22 protein-coding genes are annotated in these 24,103 nt (G+C 72.2%); 5 read left to right on the top strand and 17 right to left on the bottom strand.

Annotated features, from left to right (window positions below; genetic code table 11):
• Positions 1–38 precede the first annotated feature (38 nt).
• On the bottom strand, positions 39–1,262 hold the full coding sequence (gene ftsY / locus ACTVZO_RS29115) for a signal recognition particle-docking protein FtsY (protein ID WP_443301145.1): 1,224 nt from the start codon (positions 1,260–1,262) through the stop codon (positions 39–41).
• A gap of 143 nt (positions 1,263–1,405) precedes the next feature.
• Here ftsY and ACTVZO_RS29110 point away from each other — a divergent pair, with 143 nt between their 5' ends.
• Complete coding sequence (locus ACTVZO_RS29110) at positions 1,406–2,845, top strand: cytosine permease (RefSeq protein WP_443301144.1); 1,440 nt, start codon at positions 1,406–1,408, stop codon at positions 2,843–2,845.
• A 63-nt stretch (positions 2,846–2,908) separates the two neighbouring features.
• Positions 2,909–3,895, top strand: coding sequence for an LLM class flavin-dependent oxidoreductase (locus ACTVZO_RS29105; RefSeq protein ID WP_443301143.1), 987 nt, complete (start codon positions 2,909–2,911; stop codon positions 3,893–3,895).
• A gap of 41 nt (positions 3,896–3,936) precedes the next feature.
• Here the strand turns inward: ACTVZO_RS29105 and ACTVZO_RS29100 are convergent, their stop codons facing one another.
• The 4 genes from ACTVZO_RS29100 to ACTVZO_RS29085 all read right to left on the bottom strand — a co-directional run bounded on the left by ACTVZO_RS29100 (position 3,937) and on the right by ACTVZO_RS29085 (position 10,453).
• Complete coding sequence (locus ACTVZO_RS29100; RefSeq protein WP_443301142.1) at positions 3,937–5,364, bottom strand: sugar porter family MFS transporter; 1,428 nt, start codon at positions 5,362–5,364, stop codon at positions 3,937–3,939.
• A 240-nt stretch (positions 5,365–5,604) separates the two neighbouring features.
• A complete protein-coding gene (locus tag ACTVZO_RS29095; RefSeq protein ID WP_443301141.1) occupies positions 5,605–9,417 on the bottom strand; it encodes an AAA family ATPase in 3,813 nt (1,270 codons plus the stop codon).
• A 186-nt stretch (positions 9,418–9,603) separates the two neighbouring features.
• Positions 9,604–9,822 carry a hypothetical protein gene (locus ACTVZO_RS29090; protein WP_069922122.1) on the bottom strand — a complete coding sequence of 73 codons (219 nt, stop codon included), beginning with the start codon at positions 9,820–9,822 and terminating at the stop codon, positions 9,604–9,606.
• Positions 9,823–10,171: 349 nt separating this feature from the next.
• On the bottom strand, positions 10,172–10,453 hold the full coding sequence (locus ACTVZO_RS29085; protein ID WP_443301140.1) for an acylphosphatase: 282 nt from the start codon (positions 10,451–10,453) through the stop codon (positions 10,172–10,174).
• A 136-nt stretch (positions 10,454–10,589) separates the two neighbouring features.
• Here ACTVZO_RS29085 and ACTVZO_RS29080 point away from each other — a divergent pair, with 136 nt between their 5' ends.
• Complete coding sequence (locus ACTVZO_RS29080; protein WP_443301139.1) at positions 10,590–11,465, top strand: CAP domain-containing protein; 876 nt, start codon at positions 10,590–10,592, stop codon at positions 11,463–11,465.
• Positions 11,466–11,540: 75 nt separating this feature from the next.
• Here the strand turns inward: ACTVZO_RS29080 and ACTVZO_RS29075 are convergent, their stop codons facing one another.
• Positions 11,541–12,146, bottom strand: a complete 606-nt coding sequence (locus ACTVZO_RS29075) for a flavodoxin family protein (RefSeq protein WP_443301138.1) — start codon at positions 12,144–12,146, stop codon at positions 11,541–11,543.
• Between the two features lie 137 nt (positions 12,147–12,283).
• Between ACTVZO_RS29075 and ACTVZO_RS29070 the strand changes: the two genes are divergently transcribed.
• Positions 12,284–12,691: a winged helix-turn-helix transcriptional regulator gene (locus ACTVZO_RS29070; RefSeq protein WP_443301137.1), complete on the top strand. Its 408-nt coding sequence runs from the start codon at positions 12,284–12,286 to the stop codon at positions 12,689–12,691.
• On the opposite strand, the gene mutM is transcribed toward ACTVZO_RS29070, so the two are convergent.
• The 9 genes from mutM to ACTVZO_RS29025 form a co-directional block, all read right to left on the bottom strand.
• Positions 12,664–13,569 (bottom strand): bifunctional DNA-formamidopyrimidine glycosylase/DNA-(apurinic or apyrimidinic site) lyase, encoded by a 906-nt coding sequence (mutM, locus tag ACTVZO_RS29065; RefSeq protein ID WP_443301136.1) that lies wholly within the window; start codon positions 13,567–13,569, stop codon positions 12,664–12,666. The two genes, ACTVZO_RS29070 and mutM, sit on opposite strands and share 28 nt — an antisense overlap.
• Positions 13,570–13,706: 137 nt before the next feature.
• Positions 13,707–14,543, bottom strand: a complete 837-nt coding sequence (rnc, locus tag ACTVZO_RS29060; protein WP_384224956.1) for a ribonuclease III — start codon at positions 14,541–14,543, stop codon at positions 13,707–13,709.
• A gap of 19 nt (positions 14,544–14,562) precedes the next feature.
• Entirely contained in the window at positions 14,563–14,736 is a 174-nt protein-coding gene (gene rpmF, locus ACTVZO_RS29055; RefSeq protein ID WP_003965982.1) for a 50S ribosomal protein L32, read from the bottom strand.
• A 2-nt stretch (positions 14,737–14,738) separates the two neighbouring features.
• Positions 14,739–15,389 carry a YceD family protein gene (locus tag ACTVZO_RS29050; RefSeq protein ID WP_443303300.1) on the bottom strand — a complete coding sequence of 217 codons (651 nt, stop codon included), beginning with the start codon at positions 15,387–15,389 and terminating at the stop codon, positions 14,739–14,741.
• Positions 15,390–15,519: 130 nt separating this feature from the next.
• Entirely contained in the window at positions 15,520–16,578 is a 1,059-nt protein-coding gene (locus ACTVZO_RS29045) for a DivIVA domain-containing protein (RefSeq protein WP_443301135.1), read from the bottom strand.
• A gap of 103 nt (positions 16,579–16,681) precedes the next feature.
• Entirely contained in the window at positions 16,682–17,161 is a 480-nt protein-coding gene (gene coaD, locus ACTVZO_RS29040) for a pantetheine-phosphate adenylyltransferase (RefSeq protein WP_443303299.1), read from the bottom strand.
• A 14-nt stretch (positions 17,162–17,175) separates the two neighbouring features.
• On the bottom strand, positions 17,176–17,754 hold the full coding sequence (rsmD, locus tag ACTVZO_RS29035; RefSeq protein WP_443301134.1) for a 16S rRNA (guanine(966)-N(2))-methyltransferase RsmD: 579 nt from the start codon (positions 17,752–17,754) through the stop codon (positions 17,176–17,178).
• Positions 17,755–17,798: 44 nt separating this feature from the next.
• Positions 17,799–19,991: an ATP-dependent DNA helicase RecG gene (recG, locus tag ACTVZO_RS29030; RefSeq protein WP_443301133.1), complete on the bottom strand. Its 2,193-nt coding sequence runs from the start codon at positions 19,989–19,991 to the stop codon at positions 17,799–17,801.
• 26 nt (positions 19,992–20,017) lie between these two features.
• Positions 20,018–21,691, bottom strand: a complete 1,674-nt coding sequence (locus tag ACTVZO_RS29025) for a DAK2 domain-containing protein (RefSeq protein WP_443301132.1) — start codon at positions 21,689–21,691, stop codon at positions 20,018–20,020.
• A 242-nt stretch (positions 21,692–21,933) separates the two neighbouring features.
• On the opposite strand from ACTVZO_RS29025, the gene rpmB reads away from it, so the two are divergent.
• On the top strand, positions 21,934–22,119 hold the full coding sequence (gene rpmB / locus ACTVZO_RS29020; protein WP_007266795.1) for a 50S ribosomal protein L28: 186 nt from the start codon (positions 21,934–21,936) through the stop codon (positions 22,117–22,119).
• A gap of 135 nt (positions 22,120–22,254) precedes the next feature.
• Here the strand turns inward: rpmB and thiD are convergent, their stop codons facing one another.
• Together thiD and ACTVZO_RS29010 are read right to left on the bottom strand one after the other, a co-directional pair.
• Positions 22,255–23,055, bottom strand: coding sequence for a bifunctional hydroxymethylpyrimidine kinase/phosphomethylpyrimidine kinase (thiD, locus tag ACTVZO_RS29015; protein ID WP_443301131.1), 801 nt, complete (start codon positions 23,053–23,055; stop codon positions 22,255–22,257).
• Complete coding sequence (locus tag ACTVZO_RS29010; RefSeq protein WP_443301130.1) at positions 23,052–24,035, bottom strand: thiamine-phosphate kinase; 984 nt, start codon at positions 24,033–24,035, stop codon at positions 23,052–23,054. The genes thiD and ACTVZO_RS29010 overlap by 4 nt, the downstream gene beginning before the upstream one ends.
• Positions 24,036–24,103: the final 68 nt, after the last annotated feature.

The raw sequence follows: 24,103 nt of genomic DNA, 5'->3' as shown, positions 1-24,103 counted from the left end.
GCGGGGGCACCCGCACGTGGGGGGAGGAGGCAGGGCCCTCAGTCGCCGATCAGGGCGTCGACGAACGCCTCCGGCTCGAAGGGCGCCAGGTCGTCCGGGCCCTCGCCGAGGCCGACGAGCTTGACGGGGACGCCGAGCTCGCGCTGGACGGCGACGACGATGCCGCCCTTGGCGGTGCCGTCGAGCTTGGTCAGCACGATGCCGGTGATGTCCACGACCTCGGCGAAGACGCGGGCCTGGGTCAGGCCGTTCTGGCCGGTGGTGGCGTCCAGGACCAGCAGGATCTCGTCGAGCGGACCGTGCTTCTCCACGACGCGCTTGACCTTGCCGAGCTCGTCCATCAGGTCGGTCTTGGTGTGCAGGCGGCCCGCGGTGTCGATGAGCACCACGTCGGCGCCCTCCGCGATGCCCTCCTTGACGGCGTCGTAGGCGATCGACGCGGGGTCGCCGCCCTCGGGGCCGCGCACCGTACGGGCGCCCACCCGGTCGCCCCAGGTCTGGAGCTGGTCGGCGGCCGCGGCACGGAAGGTGTCGGCCGCGCCGAGCACCACGCTGCGGCCGTCGGCGACGAGCACGCGCGCCAGCTTGCCGGTGGTGGTCGTCTTGCCGGTGCCGTTCACGCCGACGACCATGATCACGCCGGGGGTGTCCTCGCCGCTCTCCGTCTTCACGGCGCGGTCGAAGTCGGTGCCGACCAGCGTCAGCAGCTCCTCCTTCAGCAGGGCGCGCAGGTCCGCCGGGGTGCGGGTGCCGAGCACCTTGACCCGCTCGCGGAGCCGGTCGACCAGCTCCTGGGTCGGGACGACACCGACGTCGGCGACCAGCAGGGTCTCCTCGATCTCCTCCCAGGTGTCCTCGTCGAGGTGCTCCCGGGAGAGCAGCGTGAGCAGCCCCTTGCCGAGGGAGTTCTGCGACCGGGCGAGGCGGGCGCGCAGCCGGACCAGGCGGCCTGCGGTGGGCTCGGGCACCTCGATCGCGGGCGCGGGCGGGGCCTCGACGACCGGGTCCTCGACGGCGGCCGGCGTCTCGAGGGCGGCCTCCGCGTCGGGGAGGACGACCTCCTCGATGGTGCGGCGCGGCTCTTCGGCCGTCGGTGCGGCGTCCTCCCCCACCTGGGGTTCGGCGGGCGGGGCAGTGATGGTCGGCGTGCTCGACGGCGCCGTGGGCGGCAGCTGCTTCTTCTTGCGGCTGCTGACCACGAGCCCGCTGATCGCGCCGACCGCGACCAGGGCGATGACTACAGCAAGGATGAGGATTTCCATAACCCACCCAGTATCTGCCACAGCCGCCCCGGAACCCGGACCTTGGGCGTTCCCACCGGGCCGTAAGCCTCTATTTGTGGTTTTAGCAGCAAATCTACGATGATGAGCGACTCCCCTCCACTCCCTCCCCCACGGAGTACCGCATGCCTGCCGAAGAGACCGCGATAGAGACCCGCGGCCTGGAACCGGTTCCGGACAGCGAGCGCGGCGGCCGGGTCCGCGAGCTCGTCCCCACCTGGGTCGCCGCCAACATCAGCGTGCTGCTGCTGACCATGGGCGCCGGACTGGTGATCTTCAACAAGCTCAACATCTGGCAGGTGCTGATCGTCGCGGTCGCCGCACCGGTCGTCTCGTACGGGATCGTGGGCCTGATCTCGATCGCCGGGAAGCGGGGCGGCGCCCCGGGCATGGCGCTCTCGCGGGCCGTGTTCGGCCAGCGCGGCAACCTCTTCCCCGGCGCCCTCATCTGGGTGGCCCGGTGGGGCTGGGAGACCATCAACGCGGTCAGCGGCGCCTACGCCGTGCTGACCGTGCTCGACCTGCTCTTCGGCATCAAGAGCAACACCCCGCTGATCGTCGTCACCCTGCTGTTCTTCGTGGGCTGCACGTTCGTCGTCTCGGGCCTCGGCATCAACGCGCTGCGCGTCTGCTCCAAGTGGTCCACGTACCTCTTCGGCGCGTTCAGCGTGCTGGTCCTCGGGTACCTGGTGGCCACCACCGACTGGTCCGCCGTCTTCGGCAAGCCGGCCGGCTCCACCGCGATGATGATCGCGGGCATCGGCACCATCGCAGCCGGCGGCATCAGCTGGGTGCCGTCGGGCCCCGACTTCACGCGCTACCTGCCCCGTACCGCCTCCTCCAAGGGCATGGTCGGCGCGACGATCGGCGGCGCCGGCGTGGTCGTGCTGCCCATGGTCCTGATGGGCGCGGTCATGGCCGTCGGGACCCCGGACCTGGCCAGCGCCCAGGACCCGGTCTCCTTCATCGGCGAGCTGCTGCCGACCTGGATCGCGGTCCCGTACCTGCTCATCGCGCTGGTCGGCATGCTGCTGATCAACTCGATGTCCATGTACTCGGCCGGTTTCACCGCGCAGACCCTCGGCATCAAGGTCCCGCGCGCCTGGGCCGTCAGCGTCAACGCCGTCATCAGCCTGGTCTTCGGCTTCCTGCTGATGGTGGTCGCGACCAGCTTCTTCGGCTCCTTCATCTCCTTCCTGACCCTGCTGGCCGTGGCCTTCTCCGCCTGGATCGGCGTCTTCGGCGTGGACATGCTGCGCCGCACCTCCTACGACGGCGCCGCGCTGCTGGACACCACGCGGACCAGCGCCTACTGGTACAGGGGCGGTTTCGCCTGGCAGGCGATGACCGCGTGGGCCATCGCCCTGGTCGTGGGCCTGCTGTTCACCAAGGTGGACTGGTTCAGCGGACCGCTCGCCGGCACCTGGATCGGGGAGAACGGCCTGGGCTGGGTGGCCGGCATCCTCACCTCGGGCGTGCTGTACGCCGTACTGCCGCGTACCGCGGCCCCGGACCCGGCCGCTCCGGCCGAGGAACCCGAACTCGCCGGATCCCTGTCCAACTGACGCTGCGTCAGCTAACGTCCCCCTTCGCCCGCCCACCCACATCCGGCGAAGGGGGACTTCTCCATGCCCATCACCGTGGCCCGGTTCAATCTCGTCGATCCCAACGGCACCCCCGAGTCCCTCTCCGCCCGCTACAAGGCGGCGCTGGAGATGGCCCGGTACGCGGACGACCGCGGCATCGACACCATCCAGACCGAGGAGCACCACGGCGCCGCCAACAACTGGCTGCCCTCGCCGTTCGCCTTCGCGGGCGCGGTCTTCGGCGCCACCCGCCGGATCGCGGTCACCGTCTCGGCGATCATCGGCCCGCTGTACGACCCGCTGAAGGTGGCCGAGGACATCGCCGTACTGGACCTGCTGAGCGGCGGCCGCCTGGTGACGGTCGCGGGCATCGGCTACCGGCCGGAGGAGTACGAGCAGCACGGTGTGGAGTGGGGGCGGCGCGGCCGGCTCCAGGACGAGCTGCTGGAGACCCTGCTGAAGGCGTGGACCGGCGAGCCCTTCGAGTTCCGCGGCCGCACCGTACGGGTGACCCCGCGGCCCTTCACCCAGCCGCACCCGATGCTCCTGGTCGGCGGGAGTTCACAGGCGGCGGCCCGGCGCGCGGCCCGGCTGGGCCTGCCCTTCTTCCCGAGCGCGCACATGCCGGAGCTGGAGGCGTACTACCGGGAGCGGCTCGCCGAGTACGGCACGGAGGGCTTCTGCATGATGCCCGCGGCCGAGACCCCGCTGCTGCACATCGCGGAGGACCCCGACCGGGCCTGGGCCGAGCACGGCGAGCGCTTCCTGCACGAGGCGGGCATGTACGCGTCCTGGCAGTCCAAGGACATCCGCAGCGCCGTACGGTCGGCAGCGCGCTCGGTGGCCGAGCTGCGCGAGGAGGGCGTGTACCGGATCCTCACCCCGGACCAGGCCGTCGCCTACGCCCGGGGCGCGGGCGAGGCGGGGAACCTGGTGCTGCACCCGCTGTGCGGCGGGATGCCGCTGGACGAGGGCTGGCGCAGCCTGCACCTGCTGTGCGAACAGGTACTGCCCCGGCTCAAGGACTGAGCCGGGGCAGTATCGAGGAGAAGGGGTGGTGGCGGGGATGGTCACCCCATCTCCTCCAGCGCCTTGCCCTTGGTCTCCGGCACCCACTTGAGGATGAACGGGATCGAGAGCAGGGCGAAGAACGTGTAGATCATGTAGGCGCCGGACAGGTTCCAGTCCGACAGGGTCGGGAACGACACGGTGATGACCCAGTTGGCGATCCACTGGGCGGCCGCGGCGACGCCGAGGGCGGCGGCGCGGATACGGCCCGGGAACATCTCGCCGAGGAGCACCCAGACCACCACGCCCCAGGACAGGGCGAAGAAGAGCACGAAGCAGTTGGCGGCGATCAGGGCCGCGATGCCCTGCCCGTGCGGCAGGGCGATGTCGCCGCCGGCGCCGGACTTGTAGGAGAAGGCCCAGGCGGCGACCGCGAGGGAGACGGCCATGCCGGCGGAGCCGATGAGGGCCAGCGGCTTGCGGCCGATCCGGTCCACGAAGACCATCGCGATCACCGTACCGATGATGTTCACGACCGAGGTCTCGAAGGAGTAGAGGAACGAGGCGCTGGGGTCGATGCCGACCGACTGCCACAGCGAGGAGCTGTAGTAGAAGATCACGTTGATGCCGACGAGCTGCTGGAAGACGGAGAGGCCGATGCCGATCCAGACGATCGGCAGGAAGCCGAACCGGCCGCCGAGCAGGTCCTTGAACGTCGACTTCTGCTCCGAATGGATGGCGCTGCCGATCTCGCGGACCCGGGCGTCGGCGTCGATGCCCGACCCCTCGACCTCGCGCAGCACCGTCTTGGCCTTCTCCATGCGGCCGACCGAGACCAGGAAGCGCGGCGATTCGGGGATGGCGAAGGACAGCAGGCCGTAGAGGACGGCCGGGACGACCATCACGCCGAGCATCCACTGCCAGGCCTCCAGGCCGCCGATCTTCCCGCGCTGGTCGCCGTCGGCGAGGTTCAGGATGCCCCAGTTGACGAGCTGGGAGATGGCGATGCCGATGACGATGGCGGCCTGCTGGAAGGAGGCCAGGCGGCCCCGGTAGGCGGGCGGGGAGACCTCGGCGATGTAGGCCGGGCCGATGACCGAGGCCATGCCGATGGCGAAGCCGCCGACGACCCGCCAGAGCGCGAGGTCCCACAGGGCGAAGGGCAAGGCCGAGCCGATGGCGCTGGCGGTGAACAGGACGGCGGCGATCTGCATGCAGCGGATGCGGCCGATCCGGTCGGCGATGCGGCCGGCGGTGGCGGCGCCGAGGGCGCAGCCGATCAGCGCGGCGGCGATCACCTGGGCGAGGGTGCCGGAGCCGACGTCGAAGCGGTCGCGGATCGCCTCGACGGCGCCGTTGATGACGGAGCTGTCGTAGCCGAAGAGGAAGCCGCCCATGGCCGCGGCCGCCGTGATGAAGATGACGTGCCCGAGATGGTCGGGCTGCGCCGCGCGGCCACCGCCTGCGGGGGCGTTCGCTGTGCTGGTCAAGGTGCGCTCCTGGGCCCGGCGTCGACGGCGGGCGGTGGGGGGTGTGTGTCTATGCGCGTGTTCCTCTAGTGGCGCACAGCATGCGGCTCACCACCACCTGAACGTGGACACGGCACAGCAGAGCTTATGACTTCACTTTCTGAAGTCAATAGCTGTGAAGAATGCATCATGCGGGGATGGATGGCGGGTGGGGGGCCCATTCAGTGTTCACTTTGTGAACTGAACGTGCTGCAAAGGAGGTCAGCGCAGCCGCTGACTGATCACCTTGGAGACCCCGTCGCCCTGCATCGAGACGCCGTAGAGGGCGTCGGCGACCTCCATCGTCCGCTTCTGATGGGTGATGACGATCAGCTGGGAGCTCTCCTGGAGCTCCTCCATGATCCGGATCAGCCGCTGCAGGTTGGTGTCGTCGAGCGCCGCCTCGACCTCGTCCATCACGTAGAACGGGCTGGGCCGCGCCTTGAAGATGGACACCAGCAGGGCCACGGCGGTCAGCGAGCGCTCGCCGCCCGAGAGCAGCGACAGCCGCTTGACCTTCTTGCCCGGCGGGCGGGCCTCGACGTCGACGCCGGTGGTCAGCATGTTGTCGGGGTCGGTGAGGATCAGCCGGCCCTCGCCGCCCGGGAACAGCCTCGAGAAGACCCCTTCGAACTGCCGGGCCGTGTCCCGGTAGGCCTCGGTGAAGACCTGCTCGACGCGCTCGTCGACCTCCTTCACCACTTGAAGGAGGTCGGCGCGGGTCTTGCGCAGGTCCTCCAGCTGCTCGCTGAGGAACTGGTGGCGCTCCTCCAGCGCCGCGAACTCCTCCAGCGCCAGCGGGTTGACCTTGCCGAGCTGCTGGTATGCGCGCTCGGCCGCCCTCAGCCGCTTCTCCTGCCGGTCGCGGACGAAGCGGCCGGGAAGGTTCCGGGGGTGCTCGGGGTCCTCGGGCAACGTCTCGCCCTCGGCGGGCGGCGACGGCGGAACGGGCTGGTCGGGGCCGTACTCGGCGACCAGTCCGGCCGCCTCCATGCCGAACTCCTCCAGGGCCTTGGCCTCCACGGCCTCGATGCGCAGCCGCTTCTCGGCACCGAGCACCTCGCCGCGGTGCACCGAGTCGGTGAGCTTGTCGAGTTCGCCCTTCAGGTCCCGGCCGCTGTTCCTGGCCTCGGCGAGCTCCCGCTCCCGCAGGCCCCTGGCGTGCTCGGCCCCGGCCCGTTCCCCGTCGGCGCGGCCCAGCGAGACCTCGACGTGCGCGAGCAGCTGACGGGCGCCGTCCGCGACGGCCCGGGCGACCTCCGCCTCGTGCCGCAGGCGGGCCCGGCGGCGCTCGGCGCGGGCGCGGGCCTCCCGTTCGGCGCGGGCCGCCCGGTCGAGCGAATCGGCTCTTCCGGCCAGTCCCCTGACCCGCTCCTCGTGGGTCCTGAGCTGGAGCCGGGCCTCCATCTCGGTCTGCCGGGCGTTGGCCCCGTCGGCCGCCAGCCGGTCGCGCCGGGAGCTGTCCGGCTCCTCCTCGGCGGGCATCTCCTCGGCCGTCGCGAGCTGCTCGGCGCACTCCTCCACGTCCAGCAGTGCCTGCTCCAGGGCGTCCTGGGCCTTGGCCGCCGCGGTGGCGCAGCGCTCGGCCTCGCCCGCGGCGCCCTTCGCCTGGCCGGCGAGGCGGCCGAGCTGCTGTGCGACCCCGGCCCGGGCGCGCTCCCCGGCCCGGCCTCGCTCGGCGAGCTCCTCGACCAGGGCCGCCGCGTCCTGCCGCCGCGCCTGGGCGGCCTCCTGCGCCGCGGCCAGCTCCGCGCACCGCCCGTCGAGCCGGGCCAGCTCGCCGGCCGCCTCGTCGACCGCCGCCTGCACCTCGATCAGACTGGGCGCCCCTGCGGAGCCTCCGTGCGCGAGGTGGGCCCCGAGTACGTCGCCCTCGACGGTCACCGCCACCGCGTCGGGCCGCTCCGCGACGAGGGCCTCGGCCTCCTCGAGCGTCCCGACCACGAAGTGGTCCCGCAACACCCATCCCACGGCCCGCAACGCCGCGGCGTCCCCGCCCACCAGCTGCGACACGGCCACACCGCCGGCCACACCGGTCAGGACCGCGCCGGCGGCGGCTTCGCCCACGGCGCCGGTGCCGGGGCCCCGCCCCGGATCCCGCGCGTCCGCGCTTTCCGGCCGAGCCGGGGCTCCGGCCGACGGCTCGGTCGTGTGCGGCACGGGCCCGGGCAGACCCCGGTCCGGCGAAGGGGCGGGGTGGGGGAACACTCCCCCGGCCTGGGCCACAGCCCGCCCGGACACCTCCGCAGCCGCCGCGGGGCCGGAACCCTGCCCCGGCAGCGCCCCCGGGCCGGCGGCCTGGGCCCGGGCGAGGAGAACGCCGGGCGGAGTGATCAGGAGGGTCGCGCGGCCGGCGTCCGCCGTGCGGAGGTGGCGGATCGCCTCGGCCGCGGAGGCCGGGGACGACACCGCCAGCGCGTCCGCCGCCGAGCCCAGCGCGGCGGCCACCGCGACCTCGTACCCCGGGGTGACCGAGAGCCGCTCCGCCGCCGGTCCGAGCAGCCCGGCCAGCCGCTCCCGCGCCGCGAGCAGCGCCCCCGTACCGTCCTTGCGCCGCAGGCCCAGCGCGAGTGCGTCCCGCCGCGCCGACACCGCCGCCCGCGAGCGCTCGGCCGCCGTCACCGCGTCCCGGGCCGCCGCCAGCGCGGCCTCCGCCTCGGCCAGCGCGGCTCGCGCGGCCTCGTACTCGTCCTGCGCCGACGTGTCGTCGAGGCCGCCGACCTCCTCCTCCAGGACCTCGTACTCCTCCTGCGCGGCCACCGCCCGGAGCTCGGCCTCGTCACGCGCCGCGACGAGCCGGTCGATCTCGGCCTGGGCGGCGCCGGCCCGAGAGCGGGCGGCGCCGAGCCGGCCCGTCAGCCGCGCCAGCGCCTCGCGCCGGTCCGCGATGGCCCGCGCCGCGTCCCGCAGCCGACGTTCCTCCTCGGCCAGCTCCCGCTCCAGCTCCGCCCGGTGCGCCGCCGTGTCCTCCAGCGCGTGGGAGGCGGCCTCGAGAGCGGCCGTCAGTTCCGCCTCCTGCTCGCGGATCCGCGCGGCCTCCTTCTCCATGTCTTCGGGGTCGCGGCCCCGCCGCTCCTCCTCCACCGGGGCCGTCGCGCTCTTGACCCGCGCCTGCGCGAGCGACGCGGTCCCGCGGACCCGCTCGGCGAGCTGCGAGAGCTCGTACCAGGTCTGCTGCGCCCGCTGGAGCCGCGGCGTGAGCTCCCGTACCGCCTCCTCCAGCTCCGCCTCGCGCCGCAGCGCCTCCGCGAGCCGGGCCTCTGCGGCCTCCTTGCGTTCCTTCAGCGCCGCCTCGTCCGCGATCTCCGCGTCGAGCGCGCGCCGCAGCGTGACCAGGTCGTCGGCGAGGAGCCGGAGCCGCGCGTCGCGCAGGTCCGCCTGGATGACGGCCGCCCGCCGGGCCACCGCCGCCTGCCGGCCGAGGGGCTTCAGCTGGCGGCGCAGTTCGTCGTTGAGGTCCTGTACGCGGGCGAGGTTGGCCTGCATCGCGTCCAGCTTCCGCAGCGCCTTCTCCTTGCGCTTGCGGTGCTTCAGTACGCCGGCGGCCTCCTCGATGAAGGCGCGGCGTCCCATGGGGTCGGCGTGCAGGACGGAGTCGAGCTGGCCCTGTCCGACGATGACGTGCATCTCGCGGCCGATGCCGGAGTCGGAGAGCAGTTCCTGGATGTCGAGCAGGCGGCAGGTGTCACCGTTGATCTGGTACTCGCTGCTGCCGCCGCGGAACATGATGCGGGTGATGGTGACTTCGGCGTAGTCGATGGGCAGCGCGCCGTCGGAGTTGTCGATCGTCAGCGAGACCTCGGCCCGGCCGAGCGGGGGACGCCCCGTGGTCCCGGCGAAGATGACGTCTTCCATCTTCCCGCCGCGCAGGGATTTGGCCCCTTGTTCGCCCATGACCCAGGACAGCGCGTCCACGACGTTGGACTTGCCGGAGCCGTTCGGACCCACGACACACGTGATGCCGGGTTCGAAGCGCAGGGTGGTCGCGGAAGCAAAGGATTTGAAGCCGCGCAGGGTCAGGGACTTGAGGTGCACGCCGCCGGACTCTACCTTTCGCGTTCGGTTTCACCCATGAAGGTGCGGGGCACCACCGACGTTAAAGGAACCGGCCCCCCGCCCGGCCCAAAGGCCGTGGGGCGCGGCGTCCAAAGAAAGAAGGGACGCCGGAGCGTCCCTTGCAGATCATGCGGGGCTGGTGTCGAGCGACGATGTGAGCGCGGATCAGGTGAGCGCAGGCTCCGCCTGGGGTACGTCGATCTCGATGCTGTCGAGCAGCGAGTCTCCGTCGTGCTGAGCGGCGGCCGCGTTCAGCGCGTCATTTTCGGACTGAATCCGTACGAGCTCGGACTCGAGGTCCTGGACGCGCTGCTGAAGCCGTCGCATCTCGGCGAGGAGTCGCGGGTCGGAACCGCCGACGTAACCGAGAAGCGCCTTTGCCATGATGGATGGTCCTCCACACTGAGTGACCGACCGAAGCGGTGTGGGTCGTGAGGGAATCGCACCCGCGGATGTCCGACAGCGACTGTCAGTCACTGCGCTTACTACTGCCAACACTGCCAAACAGCTCAGGTGCGCGGGGCTTCCAGCGTCTCACCAAAAAGTTTGACGGTCAACACGATCACGCCCCGTATCGGCGGGCAGCCCGGGCCCCGCAAGGGGCGTGGAGATCATCCTCATCTCCGAGCCTTCCACGGATCGTCCGCCTCGGCAACGTGTCGGCGGAGAATGCGCAGATCCGAGCGTGTGCGGACGGGCTCAGAGTGTGATCAGTACATGATCAGCCGAACCGTCAGCGGATGGCGAAGCCCTCGTAGCCACCGCGCGGTGTGCCCCAGATCTCTGTCACCCCGTCCACCCGGCCGGGCGTGTCGCCCGAGCGCAGCCAGTCGAGCAGCCGGTGGCAATTCTCACGTTGACCTTCCGCCACCACCTGCACTCGCCCGTCGTCGAGATTGAGCGCGAAGCCGACGACCCCGCCGATCTCCAGAGCGTTCTCCCTGGTGAACCAGCGGAAGCCCACTCCCTGCACACGGCCGCGCACCCAGGCGATCAGGCGGACATCTTCATTCATGCGTGAACGCTAACCGGGCAAACACTTTCGGGGCACATCGCCCCCTTGTCCCATGGCGTACAGTCGCGCACCAATGAGCTCACCCGTTTGGGTGAGTAAAGGACGATCTTGGTCTGGTAAGGAAGGCACGACGCCGATGGGACGCCACGGACTCCACGCCGCACCGCGCCGCGGCGGCAAGCGCGGCACCGCCCTGCGCACCGGCCTGCTGGGCGTTTCGGTGGCCGTGGCGCTCGGTACGGCGGCCGTCACGACGGGCATGGTGCCGGTCGGCGGATCCTTCCCCTATGTGGGGGTCTCCGATTCGGGGTCCGACGGTTCGCCGGAGACCCGCGCGCAGGCCTCGCCGACCCCCGGCGGCAGCTCGGTGGACCAGCAGGGCGGCCTCGCCAACCTGTCCGGCCGGGTCCCCACCGGCTCCCCCTCGACGAGCCGGCCGGCCGATCCGTCCGCCTCGCCGAGCCCGTCCGCGTCGGCCTCCGCCTCACCTTCGGCCTCCGCCTCCACGTCGGCCCCGGCCGCGCCGGCCACCTCGCCGCCCGCCGCGCCGTCGGCCAAGGCCCCGGCGAAGCCCGCCCCCGTGCCGCCGAAGCCGTCCACCGAGGCGCCGGCCACCCGGCCGCCCCTCGACGGGCACTCCGCCGAGGAGGCCGCCGTGGTCACCCTCGTGAACCAGGCGCGCGCGCAGGCCGGGTGCGGTCCCGTCCGGGCGAACCCGCCGCTCGCGGGCCTGGCGCGCGCGTTCAGCAAGGACATGGCCGCCCGCGGCTTCTTCGGCCACACCGACCCCGACGGCAACAGCCCGTGGGAACGCGCCGCCAAGGCCGGGCTCCCGGGCCTGGCCGGTGAGAACATCGCCCGCGGTCAGGGCGACGCCGAGGCCGTGATGAAGGCCTGGATGGACAGCCCGGACCACAAGGCGAACATCCTCAACTGCGAGTTCCGCACCCTGGGCGTCGGCGCCCACTTCGCCGCCGGCGGCCCCTGGTGGACCCAGGACTTCGGCTTCTAGGCGTACCGCCCGCCGGTCAGACCCCGGGGCCCGTCGGACCCTGGGGGCCGCAGCCCCCGCGGGTCCCCGGCCGGCTCAGACCGCGGCCAGCGCCGCGCGGCCCGCGACGACGACGCGGGTGTGCTCCGCGACGCGGCGGCCCAGGTGCTCGGCGGTCGCGATGTCGGCCTTGTGGACCGCGTCCGCCCCCTCGTCGGAGTTGGTCTGCGCCGCGGCGCCGGCGAAGACGCCGAGGCGGTTGAGGTCGTTCTCCGAGGCGGTGCTCGCGTTCCAGCCCGGCTTCAGGCCCAGGTTGACCCAGCTCATGCCGTGCTGCGCGGCCAGGATCTGGAAGAACTGCAGGGTGTGCAGCTTGTCACCGCTCTTGGAGGCCGAGTTGGTGAAACCGGCCGCCACCTTGTCCTGCCACGCGTCGCCGAACCAGCGCTTGGACGTGGCCTCGGCGAAGACGTGGAAGGCGCCGGAAGCGGTGCCCATGTAGGTCGGGGAGCCGAACACGATCGCGTCGGAGGCGTCGAGCAGTTCCCACTGCGCGTCGTCGATCTCGTCGACCTTGATGAAGTGGACGGTCGCGCCCGCCTCGGCGGCGCCGTTGCGGACCGCCTCGGCGATGACGGCGGTGTGGCCGTATCCGGAGTGGTAGGCGATCGAGACGACGGGGGTGTGCGTGGTACCGGACAAGACGATCTCTCCTCGGGACGTCCCCGCGGTCGATGGATACGGCGCGGCGGGGGAAGACTGCGACGAGAGAAAGAGAAGCACTAACTTTTCGGAAGCGCAACCTGTGGGTTAGCGCTGTGCGGAGGTACGCTCTACACATGGACACACCATCCGTCTGCGCCGAGGCCGCCGATCCCGAACTTCCGTTCGACGTCTTCGCGCGCGCGTGCCCGTCCCGGGAAACCCTGGAGCACGTCACAGGCCGCTGGGGCAGCCTCACCGTGGGCGCGCTGCGCGAAGGGCCGTGCCGCTTCAACGAGCTGCGGCGCCGGGTGGACGGCGTGAGCGAGAAGATGCTCTCCCAGACCCTGCACGCGCTCGAGCGCGACGGCATCGTCCACCGCGAGGCGCAGCCGACGAACCCGTCGCGCGTCGACTACGAACTGACGCCGCTCGGCGTGGATGTGGCGGACCGCCTGCTCTCCCTCATCCACTTCCTGGAGGGGAGCATGCCGGAGGTACTGGTGGCCCGGCGGTCCTACGACGGGACGCGCGGCACCCTCTGACAGCGCGGGCAGAAGTAGCTCGACCTGTTCATCCACGGCCGGCGGCGCATCGGGGTGCCGCAGCGCCGGCAGGGCTCGTCCTCGCGCCCGTAGGCGTCGAGCGAGCGGTCGAAGTAGCCCGACTCGCCGTTCACGTTGACGTAGAGGCTGTCGAAGCTGGTGCCGCCGACCGCGAGGGCCTCGTTCATGACGTCCCGGACGTGGCCCAGGAGTTCCGTGCTCCGGGGGCGCGTGAGGGTGGCCGTGAGGCGCTCGTAGTGCAGCTTGGCGCGCCACAGCGCCTCGTCCGCGTAGATGTTGCCGACCCCGCTGATCAGCGACTGGTCCAGCAGGGCCCGCTTGACGGTGGTCCGCCGGCCGCGCAGCGCCAGGTGGTAGGCGCCCTCGTCGAACAGCGGGTCCAGGGGGTCGCGCGCGATGTGGGCGATGACGTCGGGCAGCCCGTCCGTGCTGTCGGCGGCGACCTCGTGCAGCGAGAGCCCGCCGAAGGTCCGCTGGTCGACGAAGCGCAGCTCGGTTCCGGCGCCGCCCGCGGCGGAGCGGCCGACGGCGCCGCCGCCGGAGTCGGTGAACCGCACCCGGATCCGCAGGTGCTTCTCGTCGGGAGCGTCCACGGGCTGCACGAGCAGCTGTCCGCTCATCCCCAGGTGCCCCAGGACCGACAGGTCCCGCCCGGCCAGGGGCAGCCACAGGTACTTCCCGCGCCGCTGCGGCACCCCGATGGTCTCCCCGCGCAGGCGCGCCGCGAAGTCCGCCCCGCCTCCCGGGTGGCGCCGTACGGCCCGCGGGTGCAGGACCTCGACGGCCTCGACGGTCCGCCCGGCCACCCAGCGCTCGAGACCCCGCCGCACGACTTCGACCTCGGGCAGCTCGGGCACGGTCTCTCCTCGGTGGCGGTGCGGTTCCTGGCGCTGCCGCCGAGCCTACCGGCCCCGCCGCGGGGCTCCGGAAACGGGACCGCCCCCGCCGCCTGCCGGGGCAGGTGACGGGGGCGGGGGAAACCCCGAAGGAAGGGTCAGGCGCTCGGCGCCGGGTCGGCGGACGTCGGCGTCCCGCCCTCCTCGGCCGGAGCACCGGCTTCGGCGTCCGCGGCGGCCACGGCCGCGGCCGCGTTCCGCTCGTCCGCCGCGGTACGGATACCGCGCCAGGCGGATTCCGCCGCCTGCTGTTCCGCTTCCTTCTTGCTGCGGCCGGTGCCGGTGCCGTACGAGACACCACCGACGCGGGCAGCAGCGGTGAAGGTCTTCTCGTGGTCCGGGCCGGTCTCCGTGACCAGGTATTCCGGTACGCCAAGACCTTCGGCCGCCGTGAGCTCCTGGAGACTGGTCTTCCAGTCCAGGCCGGCTCCGAGGTTCGAGGACTTCTCGATGAGCGGGTCGAAGAGCCGGTGAACCAGCTCCGAGGCCGCGTCGAGGCCCTGGTCGAGGTAGACCGCGCCGATCACCGCTTCAAGGGTGTCGGCGAGGATGGAGGCCTTGTCCCGGCCGCCCGTGCCCTCTTCGCCCCGGCCGAGCCGGATGAAGGAGCCGAGTTCGAGGCCACGCCCGACCTCCGCCAGTGCACGCGAGTTGACCACCGCGGCCCGAAGTTTGGCCAGCTGGCCTTCGGGGAGATCCGGGTGGGTCGTGTACAGCGTGTCCGTGACCACCAGGCCGAGCACGGAGTCCCCGAGGAACTCCAGCCGCTCGTTGGTGGGCAGACCGCCGTTCTCGTACGCGTACGAGCGGTGGGTCAGTGCACGCACCAGAAGGGCGGACTCGAGTCGATACCCGAGCCGCCCTTCCAGAAGCTTGTGGGACGAGGCCGCGTTGCTACTGTCTGCCTGCTTCTCAGCGTTGGACAGCTCAGACATTGCGCCTCTCACCAGCCGCTCAGACCTCGAGGACCTGGCGCTTGTTGTAGGTGCCGCAGCTCGGGCACGCAATGTGCTGGAGCTTCGGCTCCTGGCAACGCTCGCACGAAACCAGGGTGGGGACCGCAGCCTTCCACTGCGACCGGCGGTGGCGCGTGTTGCTGCGCGACATCTTCCGCTTCGGAACAGCCACGGCTACTTCTCCTGCTTCTCGGCGGCGCCCTGAACTCCGTCAGAGGCAGTGCCGCTCATGTTGTCCTTCTCGTCGTCCTGATCGGTCACGACGAGTCCCTGCAATGCCGCCCAACGGATGTCGACGGCGTCATGGTGGTGGTCCGGGTCATCGTTCAGGCTGAGCCCGCAGTCGGGGCACAGTCCGAGACAGTCCTCCCGGCACACCGGCTGCAGCGGCAGTGCGAGCACCACCACGTCGCGCAGCACGGGTTCGAGGTCGAACAAGCCGTCCTCGAGGAAGAGCGTGTCCTCGTCGTCCTCGGCGTCGTCGGCCGGCTCCGCCTTGGAGCGGGTCCGGTCGTCGGCGTCAGGGTACGAGAACATCTCCTGGAAGTCCGCCTTGAGCTCGCGCTCGACGGACTCCAGACACCTTACGCACTCCCCGGTCGCCGATGCACGGGCGGTGCCTGTGACAAGCACCCCTTCCATGACCGACTCGAGGCGGAGCTTGAGCTTCATCGGGGCGCCTTCCGGCACTCCGATGACCCCGGCGAGACCGAGGTCCCCCGGTGCCGCGATCTCACGGGACAGCCGCTGCATGGCACCAGGACGCCGACCCAGCTCGTGCGTGTCGAACACGAGGGGGTTGCGGTGGTCGAGGCGGGTATTCAGGGCCGTTCCTGCTTTCACAGATCGCTGAAGATCAAAGGTTCCGCCCGCACGTGGGCAGCATGGATCGCGGTGCATACGCGCGACCGAACAGCCAGGATACCCGGCACGGCGCTCTGCGCCCAATCCGGACCTAGCGGCCCTGCTCGTACTGGCGCAGCTGATCCAGGTTGATCATGCTCGTGTCGAAGAAACTGGTCTCGTCGAGCGAGGGCTGCTGCGCCTGGGGCGCCTGGTACGCGGCATACGGGTCGGGCTGCTGCTGGTACGCGGCGTACGGATCGGGCTGCTGCGCTTCGTAGTGCCCGGCGTACGGCGCCGCGGCGGAGCCCGCGCCCGTACCGGCGTAGGGGTCCTGGTGACCCTGGTAGGCGTAGCCGTCCTGGTGCCCGGGCTGCTGCTGGTAGCCGTACGTGTCGTACACCGGCTCGGGCTGCGCCGGGATCGGCGCGTGCACCGGCTGGGGCTCGGCCAGGCCCGCGAGGAAGTCGGCGTCGCTCGCCGAGCGGGACTGCTGCGCGCCCGCCGCGTCCTGGGCGGCCACGTGCGCGCCGAGGTCGTCGGTGGGCACCCGGCCCAGCAGCTTCTGGCGGCCGCGGCCGACGGCCTCCAGGGTCTTGGAGAGCACCGCCTCGAAGGTCGCCAGCTTGGTGTCGACGTACGCGTCCGCCTGCTGCCGCTGCGTCTCGGGGTCGTGGCTGCGCTCGGGCGCATCCTCGTCCGGATAGCCCTGCTCGTCGAGCCCCGGGCCGCGGCCGAGCAGCTTCTCCCGGCCCCGGTCCACCGACCCGATGGTCTTGGTGAGCACGACCTCGAAGTTCGCGAGCTTGCTGTCGACGTAGTCGTCGGCCTCGGCGCGGATCTCCTCGGCCTCCCGGCGGGCCTCGTCCAGGATCCGGTCCGCCGCTGACTGGGAGCGCCGCGCGATCTCGGTGTCGGAGATCAGCGAACCGCGCTGGTTGTGGGCCGACTCGATGATCCGCTCCGCCTCCCGGCGGGCCTCCTCGACCAGCTGCTCGCGGCCGCCGATGAGTTCCTGGGCCTGTGCGAGCGAGCCGGGCAGCGCCTGGCGGACCTCTTCGAGCTGGGCGAGCAGCTCGGCCCGGTTGATCACGCAGGAGGCCGACATGGGCATGGAGCGGGCGCCGCCGACGGCCGCGACGATCTCGTCGAGCTTCTTCTGCACGTCCATGGGGGCTCGCACTCTCTCGGCCTCGGGCGGTTCCCGAGTCGGACGGCATGACTGTAAGGCCAGCGGGCTGCCGCCCGACACTGCCTGACGGCCCGTCAGGGGGTCAGCGGTTGCCCAGCCGCTCGATCAGCGCCGCGTGCACGTGCGCCGGAAGCAGGTGGGCGACGTCGCCGCCCCACGCCGCGACCTCCTTGACCAGGGAGGACGACAGGAAGCTGTAGGTGGGGTTGGTCGGCACGAACAGCGTCTCGACGCCCGACAGCCCCATGTTCATCTGGGCCATCTGGAGCTCGTAGTCGAAGTCGCTGACGGCACGCAGGCCCTTGACGATGGCCGGGATGTCCCGCTGCTTGCAGAAGTCGACGAGCAGCCCGTGGAAGGACTCGACCTCGACGTTCCCGTAGTCGGCGGTCGCCTCGCGGATCAGCTCGATCCGCTCCTCGACGGTGAACAGGCCCTGCTTCGACTGGTTGATCATCACGGCGACGTGCACGACGTCGTACAGCCTGGAGGCACGTCCGATGATGTCGAGGTGTCCGTTGGTGATGGGGTCGAAGGATCCCGGACAGACGGCGCGGCGCAACTGAACTCCCTCGTTCATGAGTCTTCGCTGGTGAAGGCGGCGCGACCGTACCAAAGGGTGCCCTCGCCGTACTTCCGGGACCTGAGCGGCTCGAAGCCCTCGGGCCACGGGAAGGCGCCGCTCCTCGTGCTGCGTTCCACGGTGACGAGCGCGTCCTCCGTGAGCCAGCCATTGGACCGGAGTGTGAGCAGGATCTCCCCAAGATCGTCGTGGCCGACGGCGTACGGCGGGTCCAGGAAGACGATGTCGTACGGCTCCCCGCCCGCCTTCGCCGCGACGACCTGCTCGGCCTTGCCCGACCGGAACTCGGCGCCCGGCAGGCCCACGGCCTTGATGTTGTCCCGGATGGACTGGGCGGCCTTGGGGTCGGTCTCGACCAGCAGGGCGTGGCCCGCGCCGCGGGAGAGGGCCTCCAGGCCGACGGCGCCGGAGCCCGCGTAGAGGTCGAGCACCCGGGCGGCCGCGACCCCGTGCAGCGACTCCCACGTGGAGAAGAGGCCTTCGCGCATCCGGTCGGAGGTCGGCCTGGTGCCGGTGCCCGGGGGCACGGCCAGCCGTCGCCCGCCGGCGCTGCCGGCGATCACGCGGGTCATCGATAGGGTCCTTCGGTCATCGGACGGAGTGGGCCCCCCTATTGTCAGCCCTTCTCGAGGTACTGCTCCCGCTCGGTGTCCAGCAAGGCGTCCAGCGCGGTCCGCAGGCCCGGCAGCCGCTCCAGTCCGGGGTCCTCCGCGACCACGCGGGTGGCCTCCTCCCGGGCCTGGGCGATGACCTCCTCGTCCTCGATGACGGCCAGCATCCGCAGGCTGGAGCGCACGCCCGACTGGGCCTGGCCCAGTACGTCGCCCTCGCGGCGCTGCTCCAGGTCGATGCGGGAGAGCTCGAAGCCGTCGAGGGTCTCGGCCACCGCGGCCAGCCGGGCCCGGGCGGGGCTCGCCTCGTGCATCTCGCTGACCAGCAGGCACAGGCCGGGCGCGGAGCCCCGGCCGACGCGGCCGCGGAGCTGGTGGAGCTGGGAGACGCCGAACCGGTCCGCGTCCATGATCACCATGACGGTGGAGTTCGGCACGTTCACCCCGACCTCGATGACCGTGGTGGCGACCAGCACCTTGACCTCGCCGGCGGCGAAGCGCCGCATCACGTCGTCCTTGTCGGCCGGGTCCATCCGCCCGTGCAGCACCTCGACGCTCAGTCCGGCCAGCGGGCCGCGGCCGAGCTGCTCGGCGATGTCGAGGACGGCGAGCGGCGGCCGCTTCTCGGCGTCGTCCTCGGCGGGCTTCTTCTTGGGATCGTCCTCCCCGTCCCCGATGCGGGGGCAGACCACATACGCCTGGTGGCCCTTCTCCACCTCCTCGCGGACCCGCTCCCAGGCCCGGGCGAGGAAATGCGGCTTGTCCTTGGCGGGCACCACGTGGGTGGCGATCGGCGAGCGCCCTGCGGGCAGCTGGTCGAGGACGGAGGTCTCCAGGTCGCCGAAGACGGTCATGGCGACGGTGCGCGGGATCGGGGTGGCGGTCATGACGAGCAGGTGCGGGGGCTGCTTGCCCTTCGACCGGAGCGCGTCGCGCTGCTCCACGCCGAAGCGGTGCTGTTCGTCGACGACCACCAGGCCGAGGTCGTGGAACTGCACCTTGTCCTCGATGAGCGCGTGGGTGCCGATCACGATGCCGGCCTCGCCGGTGACCAGGTCGAGCAGGGCCTGGCGGCGCGCCGGCATCCCCATGGACCCGGTGAGCAGCACGACCTTGGTGCCCTGGTCGGATCCGCCGAGCATGCCCCCCTCCGCCAGTTCGCCCATCATCTCGGTGACGGAGCGGTGGTGCTGCTGGGCGAGCACCTCGGTGGGCGCGAGCATCGCGGCCTGCCCTCCGGAGTCCACGACGGCGAGCATGGCCCGCAGGGCCACCATCGTCTTTCCCGAGCCGACCTCGCCCTGGAGGAGGCGGTGCATGGGGTGGCTGGTGGCCAGGTCGTCGAAGATCTCCTTCGAGACCTTCTGCTGGCCCTCGGTGAGGGTGAAGGGGAGCTTGGCGTCGAAGGCGTCGAGCAGGCCGCCGGGGGCGGGGCGGCGCGGGACGGCCGGGAGCTGGGAGTCGGCGTGGCGGCGGCGGGCCAGGGCGACCTGGAGGACGAAGGCCTCGTCCCACTTCAGGCGCCGGCGGGCGTCCTCGATGTCGGCCTTGGTCTCCGGCCGGTGGATCTTCAGCAGGGCCTCGGTGAGGGGGACCAGGCCGCGGCCCTCGCGCAGTGCGGGCGGCAGCGGGTCCACGGCCTCCCGGGCTCCGGGCAGGACCGCGTCCACGCACTTGGCGATCTTCCAGGACTCCAGCTTCGCGCAGGCCGGGTAGATCGGGATGAGCTGGTTCGCGAAGGCGGTGGCCGCGTCCCGGTCGGAGGCGTCCGCGCCGAGCGGTTCGTAGGCGGGGTGCGCCAGCTGGAGCTTGTGGTTGAACTTGGAGACCTTGCCCGCGAACATCGCGCGGGTGCCGGGCAGCAGGTCCTTGTGCGGCTTGTGCACGCCCGCGCCGAAGAAGACCAGCTGGAGCCGGCCGTTGCCGTCGGTGATGGTCACCTCGAGGCGTTTGCCGCGGCCCCCGTTGAAGGTCAGGACGCGGGCGTCGGCGACCTGCGCGACGACGGTCACGTGCTCGTCGATCTGGTCGGCGAGCTCGGCCAGCGAGGTCAGCTCACCGCGCTCGGCGTACCGCCGCGGGTAGTGGTGGAGCAGGTCCAGGGCCGTGTGCAGGCCGAGCTGCTCGGCCAGCACCTTGGCGGTGGCGGGTCCGAGCGTCTTCTTGAGGTCTTCGTCGAGCGCGGGCACGTGTTCCATTGCACACCATGCCGCCGACAAGCCCGCTATTCCACCCCGATGAGGAGCGGCGCCGAGTAGCGCCCGCCCCGGTAGGTGACGGTGTCCACGGCCAGGTGCCCGTGCTGGACGTACGCCTCCAGGTGGCCGGCGAGGGTGTCCGGCACCTCGGGTCCCAGGACGAGGGTGACGAGTTCACCGCCGGAGCCCAGCATCCGCTCCAGGACGGCCACGGCGGTCTCGGCCAGGCCGGCCCCGATGACGGCGACGTCGCCGTCGATGAGGCCGAGCACGTCGCCGGCCTGGCAGATGCCGGCCGAGGTGAAGGACTGCCGTTCGGCGACGGCGAGTTCCCCGTACCGGGTGGCGCCGGCCGCGGCGGTCATGGCGACCACGTCCTCGTCGAAGCTGCACTCCGGGTCGTGCACGGCGAGGGCGGCCAGGCCCTGGACCGCGGACCGGGTGGGGACGACCGCCACGCGCACGCCGTCGGCGCGGGCCCGTTCGGCCGCCGCGGCCGCGACCGCGCGCAGTTCGGCGCCGCCCGGCAGCAGGACCACCTCGCGGGCGTGCGCGCGGTGGATGGCGTCGACGAGGTCGGCGACGGCCGGTGCCTCGCCCGGGCGCACGAGCACGGTCGTCGCGCCCGCCTCCCCGCACAGGCCCGCCAGTCCCTCGCCGGGGACGACGGCGACCACGGCCCGCTGGGCGCGGGCGCCCCGGGCCCGGCGGCGTTCGTCGCCGAAGTGCGTGATGCGTATCCGGTAGGGCCGGCCGGCGACGACTCCCGCCTCCACGGCCGCGCCCGGGTCGTCGACGTGGACGTGCACGTTCCACAGCCCTTCGCCGCCGACCACGACCAGGGAGTCGCCGAGTCCGTCGAGCCGTGCGCGCAGCTCCCCGACCGCCTCCTCGGAGGCCTCCAGCAGGTAGACCACCTCGTAGGCGGGCCCGTCGTCCTCCTGCGCGCAGGGTTCCGTGTCCCGCGGTACGGGCACGGCCCGGCCGCGCACCGGCTCGGGGGCCGGCTCCTGGCCGGAGAGCGCCTGCCACAGGGCCCCCAGTACGGCGACCAGCCCGCAGCCCCCGGCGTCGACGACCCCGGCCCGGCCCAGCGCGGCCAGCTGCCCGGGGGTCTCGGCCAGGGCGGCGCGGGCTCCGTCGTAGGCGGCGCGGGCCACGTCGGCGGCGGTCGCGGCCGCGCCGCCCGCCGCCTCACCGGCGCGTGCGGCCGCCGCGGCGACGGTCAGCATGGTGCCCTCCACCGGGTGCGCGACCGCTCCGTACGCCTCCTCGGCGGCCCGGGTCAGCGCCTGGGCCAGCAGCCGGCCGGGCTCCCGCTCGCCGGACTCGTCGCCGAGCACGTCGGCCACACCGCGCAGCAGCTGCGCCAGGATGGTCCCGGAGTTCCCGCGGGCGCCGACCAGCGCCCCGTACGCGTAGGCCCGTACGGCCTGGGCCAGGGAGGTCCGCGGCGTGGCGTCGGTCACTCCGGGGGCGCCTTCGGCGGCCTGACCGAAGACCTCGTCGAGGGCGCGGCCAGCCGATTCGGCGGTGAGGTAGAGGTTGGTCCCGGTGTCCGCGTCGGCCACCGGGTAGACGTTGATCGCGTCGATGTCCTCGCGGGCCCGGCCCAGTGCGGCCAGGGCGAGCGAGCTCCAGGTGCGCACCGCTTCGGCGTCGAGCACGTCGGGGGTCTGCGGCTGCGGCTCGTGCGGCACCGGGCGTTCCTCCTTGTGCGGGCCAGGGTTCACCGCAGGGTAACCAAGGACTGCCCGGGCGTCCGGACCGCGGGGCGGGGGCAGCGGCGGTCATGGTAGTTTTCTTGGACGGACGCAGTCGTTGTATGCTGCTCCGGTTGCCCGATGAGAGTCGGGCCATTCCCCCCGGCAAGCCACTTCAGACCTCTGATTCCGGTGCGCCGGGTTCACTGTAATTGCATCTGAAGTCTTTGGAGTGACCTGTGGCTGCCAACTGCGACGTTTGCGCCAAGGGGCCGAGCTTCGGCAACAACATCTCCCACTCGCACCGCCGCACCTCGCGTCGCTGGAACCCGAACATCCAGCGCGTCCGTGCCGTGGTCAATGGGACGCCGAAGCGCCTCAACGCCTGCACCTCGTGCATCAAGGCCGGCAAGGTCTCGCGCTGACGCCTCCCGTCGTAGCGCAGCCCTTTCCGGTTGCCAGGAAGACCGGTTCACCTCTGGTGAACCGGTCTTTTGCCTTTCCCGGCCCCCGTGGCGGGGCCGGGCGGTAGGGCGGGGCGGCAGGGCCGGGCAGCGGCCTCAGCGCCACTTCCAGGCGTGGTCCACCGGGCCGATGCCGCCGCCGAGGGCGAAGCCGGCGGCGATGGCGCCCGTGACGTACTCCTTGGCGGCCGTCACCGCCGCCGGGACGGCCAGGCCCCTGGCCAGGCCCGCCGCGACGGCGCTGGCGAGGGTGCAGCCCGTGCCGTGGGTGTGCCGGTTGTCGTGCCGGGGCGCCCGCAGCCACCGCTCCTCGGTCCCGTCGGTCAGCAGGTCCACGGCCTCGTCCCCGTGCACCGTCAGGTGCCCGCCCTTGATCAGCGCCCAGCGCGGCCCGTAGCCGAGGATCGCGTCGGCGGCCCGCCGCATGTCGTCCTCGCTCTCCACCACCAGGCCGGTGAGCTGCGCCACCTCGTCGAGGTTGGGCGTGGCCACGGTGGCCCGAGGGAGCAGCTCCTGGCGTACGGCGTCCAGGGCCGAGGCGGCGAGCAGCGCGTCGCCGTGCTTGGAGACCCCGACGGGGTCCACGACGGCCGGGGCGGGGGTGTCGGCGAGCAGGGCGGCCACTGCCTCGACGAGCACGGCGGAGGAGAGCATCCCGGTCTTCACGGCCTGTACGCCGATGTCGTCCACCACGGCCCGGTACTGGGCCGTGACGGCCTCGGCGGGCAGTTCCCAGGCTCCCAGGACCCCGAGCGAGTTCTGGGCGGTCACCGCGGTCACCACGCTCATGCCGTGCACGCCGAGCGCGAGCATCGTCTTGAGGTCGGCCTGGATGCCGGCGCCGCCGCCGGAGTCGGATCCGGCGACGGTCAGGCACAGCGGCGGGGCGGTGCTCACAGGGCGCTGTCCTCGGTGGCCGGGTCGGCCCCGAAGTGGTCCCAGCCGCCGGTGCTGGTCCACGGCGCGCCGTCCACGGTGACCTGGGGCAGCGCGGAGCGGTTCAGCACCTCGCCGATGACCTTCCAGCGGGCCGGGAGCTTCACGTCGGGCGGGAAGGTGGCCACGATGGCGTGGTCCTCTCCCCCGGTGAGCACCCACTGGAGCGGGTCCACGCCGACGGCCTGGCCGATGTCGTGCATCTGCGTCGGGATGTCGACGGCCCCCGAGCGCAGGTCGATCCGTACCTTGCTGGCCTCGGCGATGTGCCCGAGGTCGGCGATCAGCCCGTCGCTGACGTCGGTCATGGCGGTGGCGCCGAGCCCGGCGGCCGCGGGGCCCGCGTGGTACGGCGGCTCGGGGCGCCGGTGCGCCTCGACGAAGGCCCGCGGGGAGCGGAAGCCGCGCGAGAGGACCGCGAATCCGGCGGCGGACCAGCCGAGCCAGCCCGTGACGGCCACGACGTCGCCGGGCTGGGCGCCGGAGCGCAGCACGGGTTCGTGGTTGCGCAGGTCGCCGAGGGCGGTGATGGCGACGGTGATGGTGTCGCCGCGTACGACGTCCCCGCCGACCACGGCCGCGCCGGCGACCTGGCACTCGTCGCGGATGCCGTCCATCAGCTCGGTGGGCCAGGTGACCGGGAGTTCGGCCGGTACGACGAGGCCGAGCAGCAGCGCGGTCGGCACCGCGCCCATGGCGGCGATGTCGGCGAGGTTCTGCGCGGCGGCCTTGCGCCCGACGTCGTAGGCGGTGGACCAGTCGCGCCGGAAGTGCCTGCCTTCCAGCAGGATGTCGGTGCTCGCCACGACCCGCCGGTCCGGCGCCGACACCACCGCGGCGTCGTCGCCCGGTCCGAGGCGGACCGCCGGGGTGGTGGTGAGCCGTGAGGTGAGCTCACGAATGAGCCCGAACTCCCCCAGCTCGCCCACAGTGCCCTTCATCGCTGTGCCCCTTCTTGCCCAGTCCGCTTGCGGTCGCGAGCCCTCACAGCTCTGGGTACCGTCAACAG

Origin of the sequence: Streptomyces sp. IBSNAI002, assembly GCF_052244475.1 — a bacterium.
Taxonomy (GTDB): Bacteria; Actinomycetota; Actinomycetes; order Streptomycetales; family Streptomycetaceae; genus Streptomyces.
The sequence above is the reverse complement of the archived record's forward strand: the minus strand, read 5'-3'. Positions and strand labels throughout refer to the sequence as shown.

Bases quoted from the DNA above. Each gene is read 5' to 3' on its own strand.
- rnc (WP_384224956.1), bottom strand. From the start codon at position 14,543: ATGTCTGAGCTGTCCAACGCTGAGAAGCAGGCAGACAGTAGCAACGCG.
- recG (WP_443301133.1), bottom strand. From the start codon at position 19,991: ATGGAACACGTGCCCGCGCTCGACGAAGACCTCAAGAAGACGCTCGGA.
- rsmD (WP_443301134.1), bottom strand. From the start codon at position 17,754: ATGACCCGCGTGATCGCCGGCAGCGCCGGCGGGCGACGGCTGGCCGTG.
- ACTVZO_RS29090 (WP_069922122.1), bottom strand. From the start codon at position 9,822: ATGGCAAAGGCGCTTCTCGGTTACGTCGGCGGTTCCGACCCGCGACTC.
- ACTVZO_RS29110 (WP_443301144.1), top strand. From the start codon at position 1,406: ATGCCTGCCGAAGAGACCGCGATAGAGACCCGCGGCCTGGAACCGGTT.
- ACTVZO_RS29010 (WP_443301130.1), bottom strand. From the start codon at position 24,035: ATGAAGGGCACTGTGGGCGAGCTGGGGGAGTTCGGGCTCATTCGTGAG.
- ACTVZO_RS29085 (WP_443301140.1), bottom strand. From the start codon at position 10,453: ATGAATGAAGATGTCCGCCTGATCGCCTGGGTGCGCGGCCGTGTGCAG.
- ACTVZO_RS29070 (WP_443301137.1), top strand. From the start codon at position 12,284: ATGGACACACCATCCGTCTGCGCCGAGGCCGCCGATCCCGAACTTCCG.
- ftsY (WP_443301145.1), bottom strand. From the start codon at position 1,262: ATGGAAATCCTCATCCTTGCTGTAGTCATCGCCCTGGTCGCGGTCGGC.
- ACTVZO_RS29080 (WP_443301139.1), top strand. From the start codon at position 10,590: ATGGGACGCCACGGACTCCACGCCGCACCGCGCCGCGGCGGCAAGCGC.
- ACTVZO_RS29045 (WP_443301135.1), bottom strand. From the start codon at position 16,578: ATGGACGTGCAGAAGAAGCTCGACGAGATCGTCGCGGCCGTCGGCGGC.
- ACTVZO_RS29105 (WP_443301143.1), top strand. From the start codon at position 2,909: ATGCCCATCACCGTGGCCCGGTTCAATCTCGTCGATCCCAACGGCACC.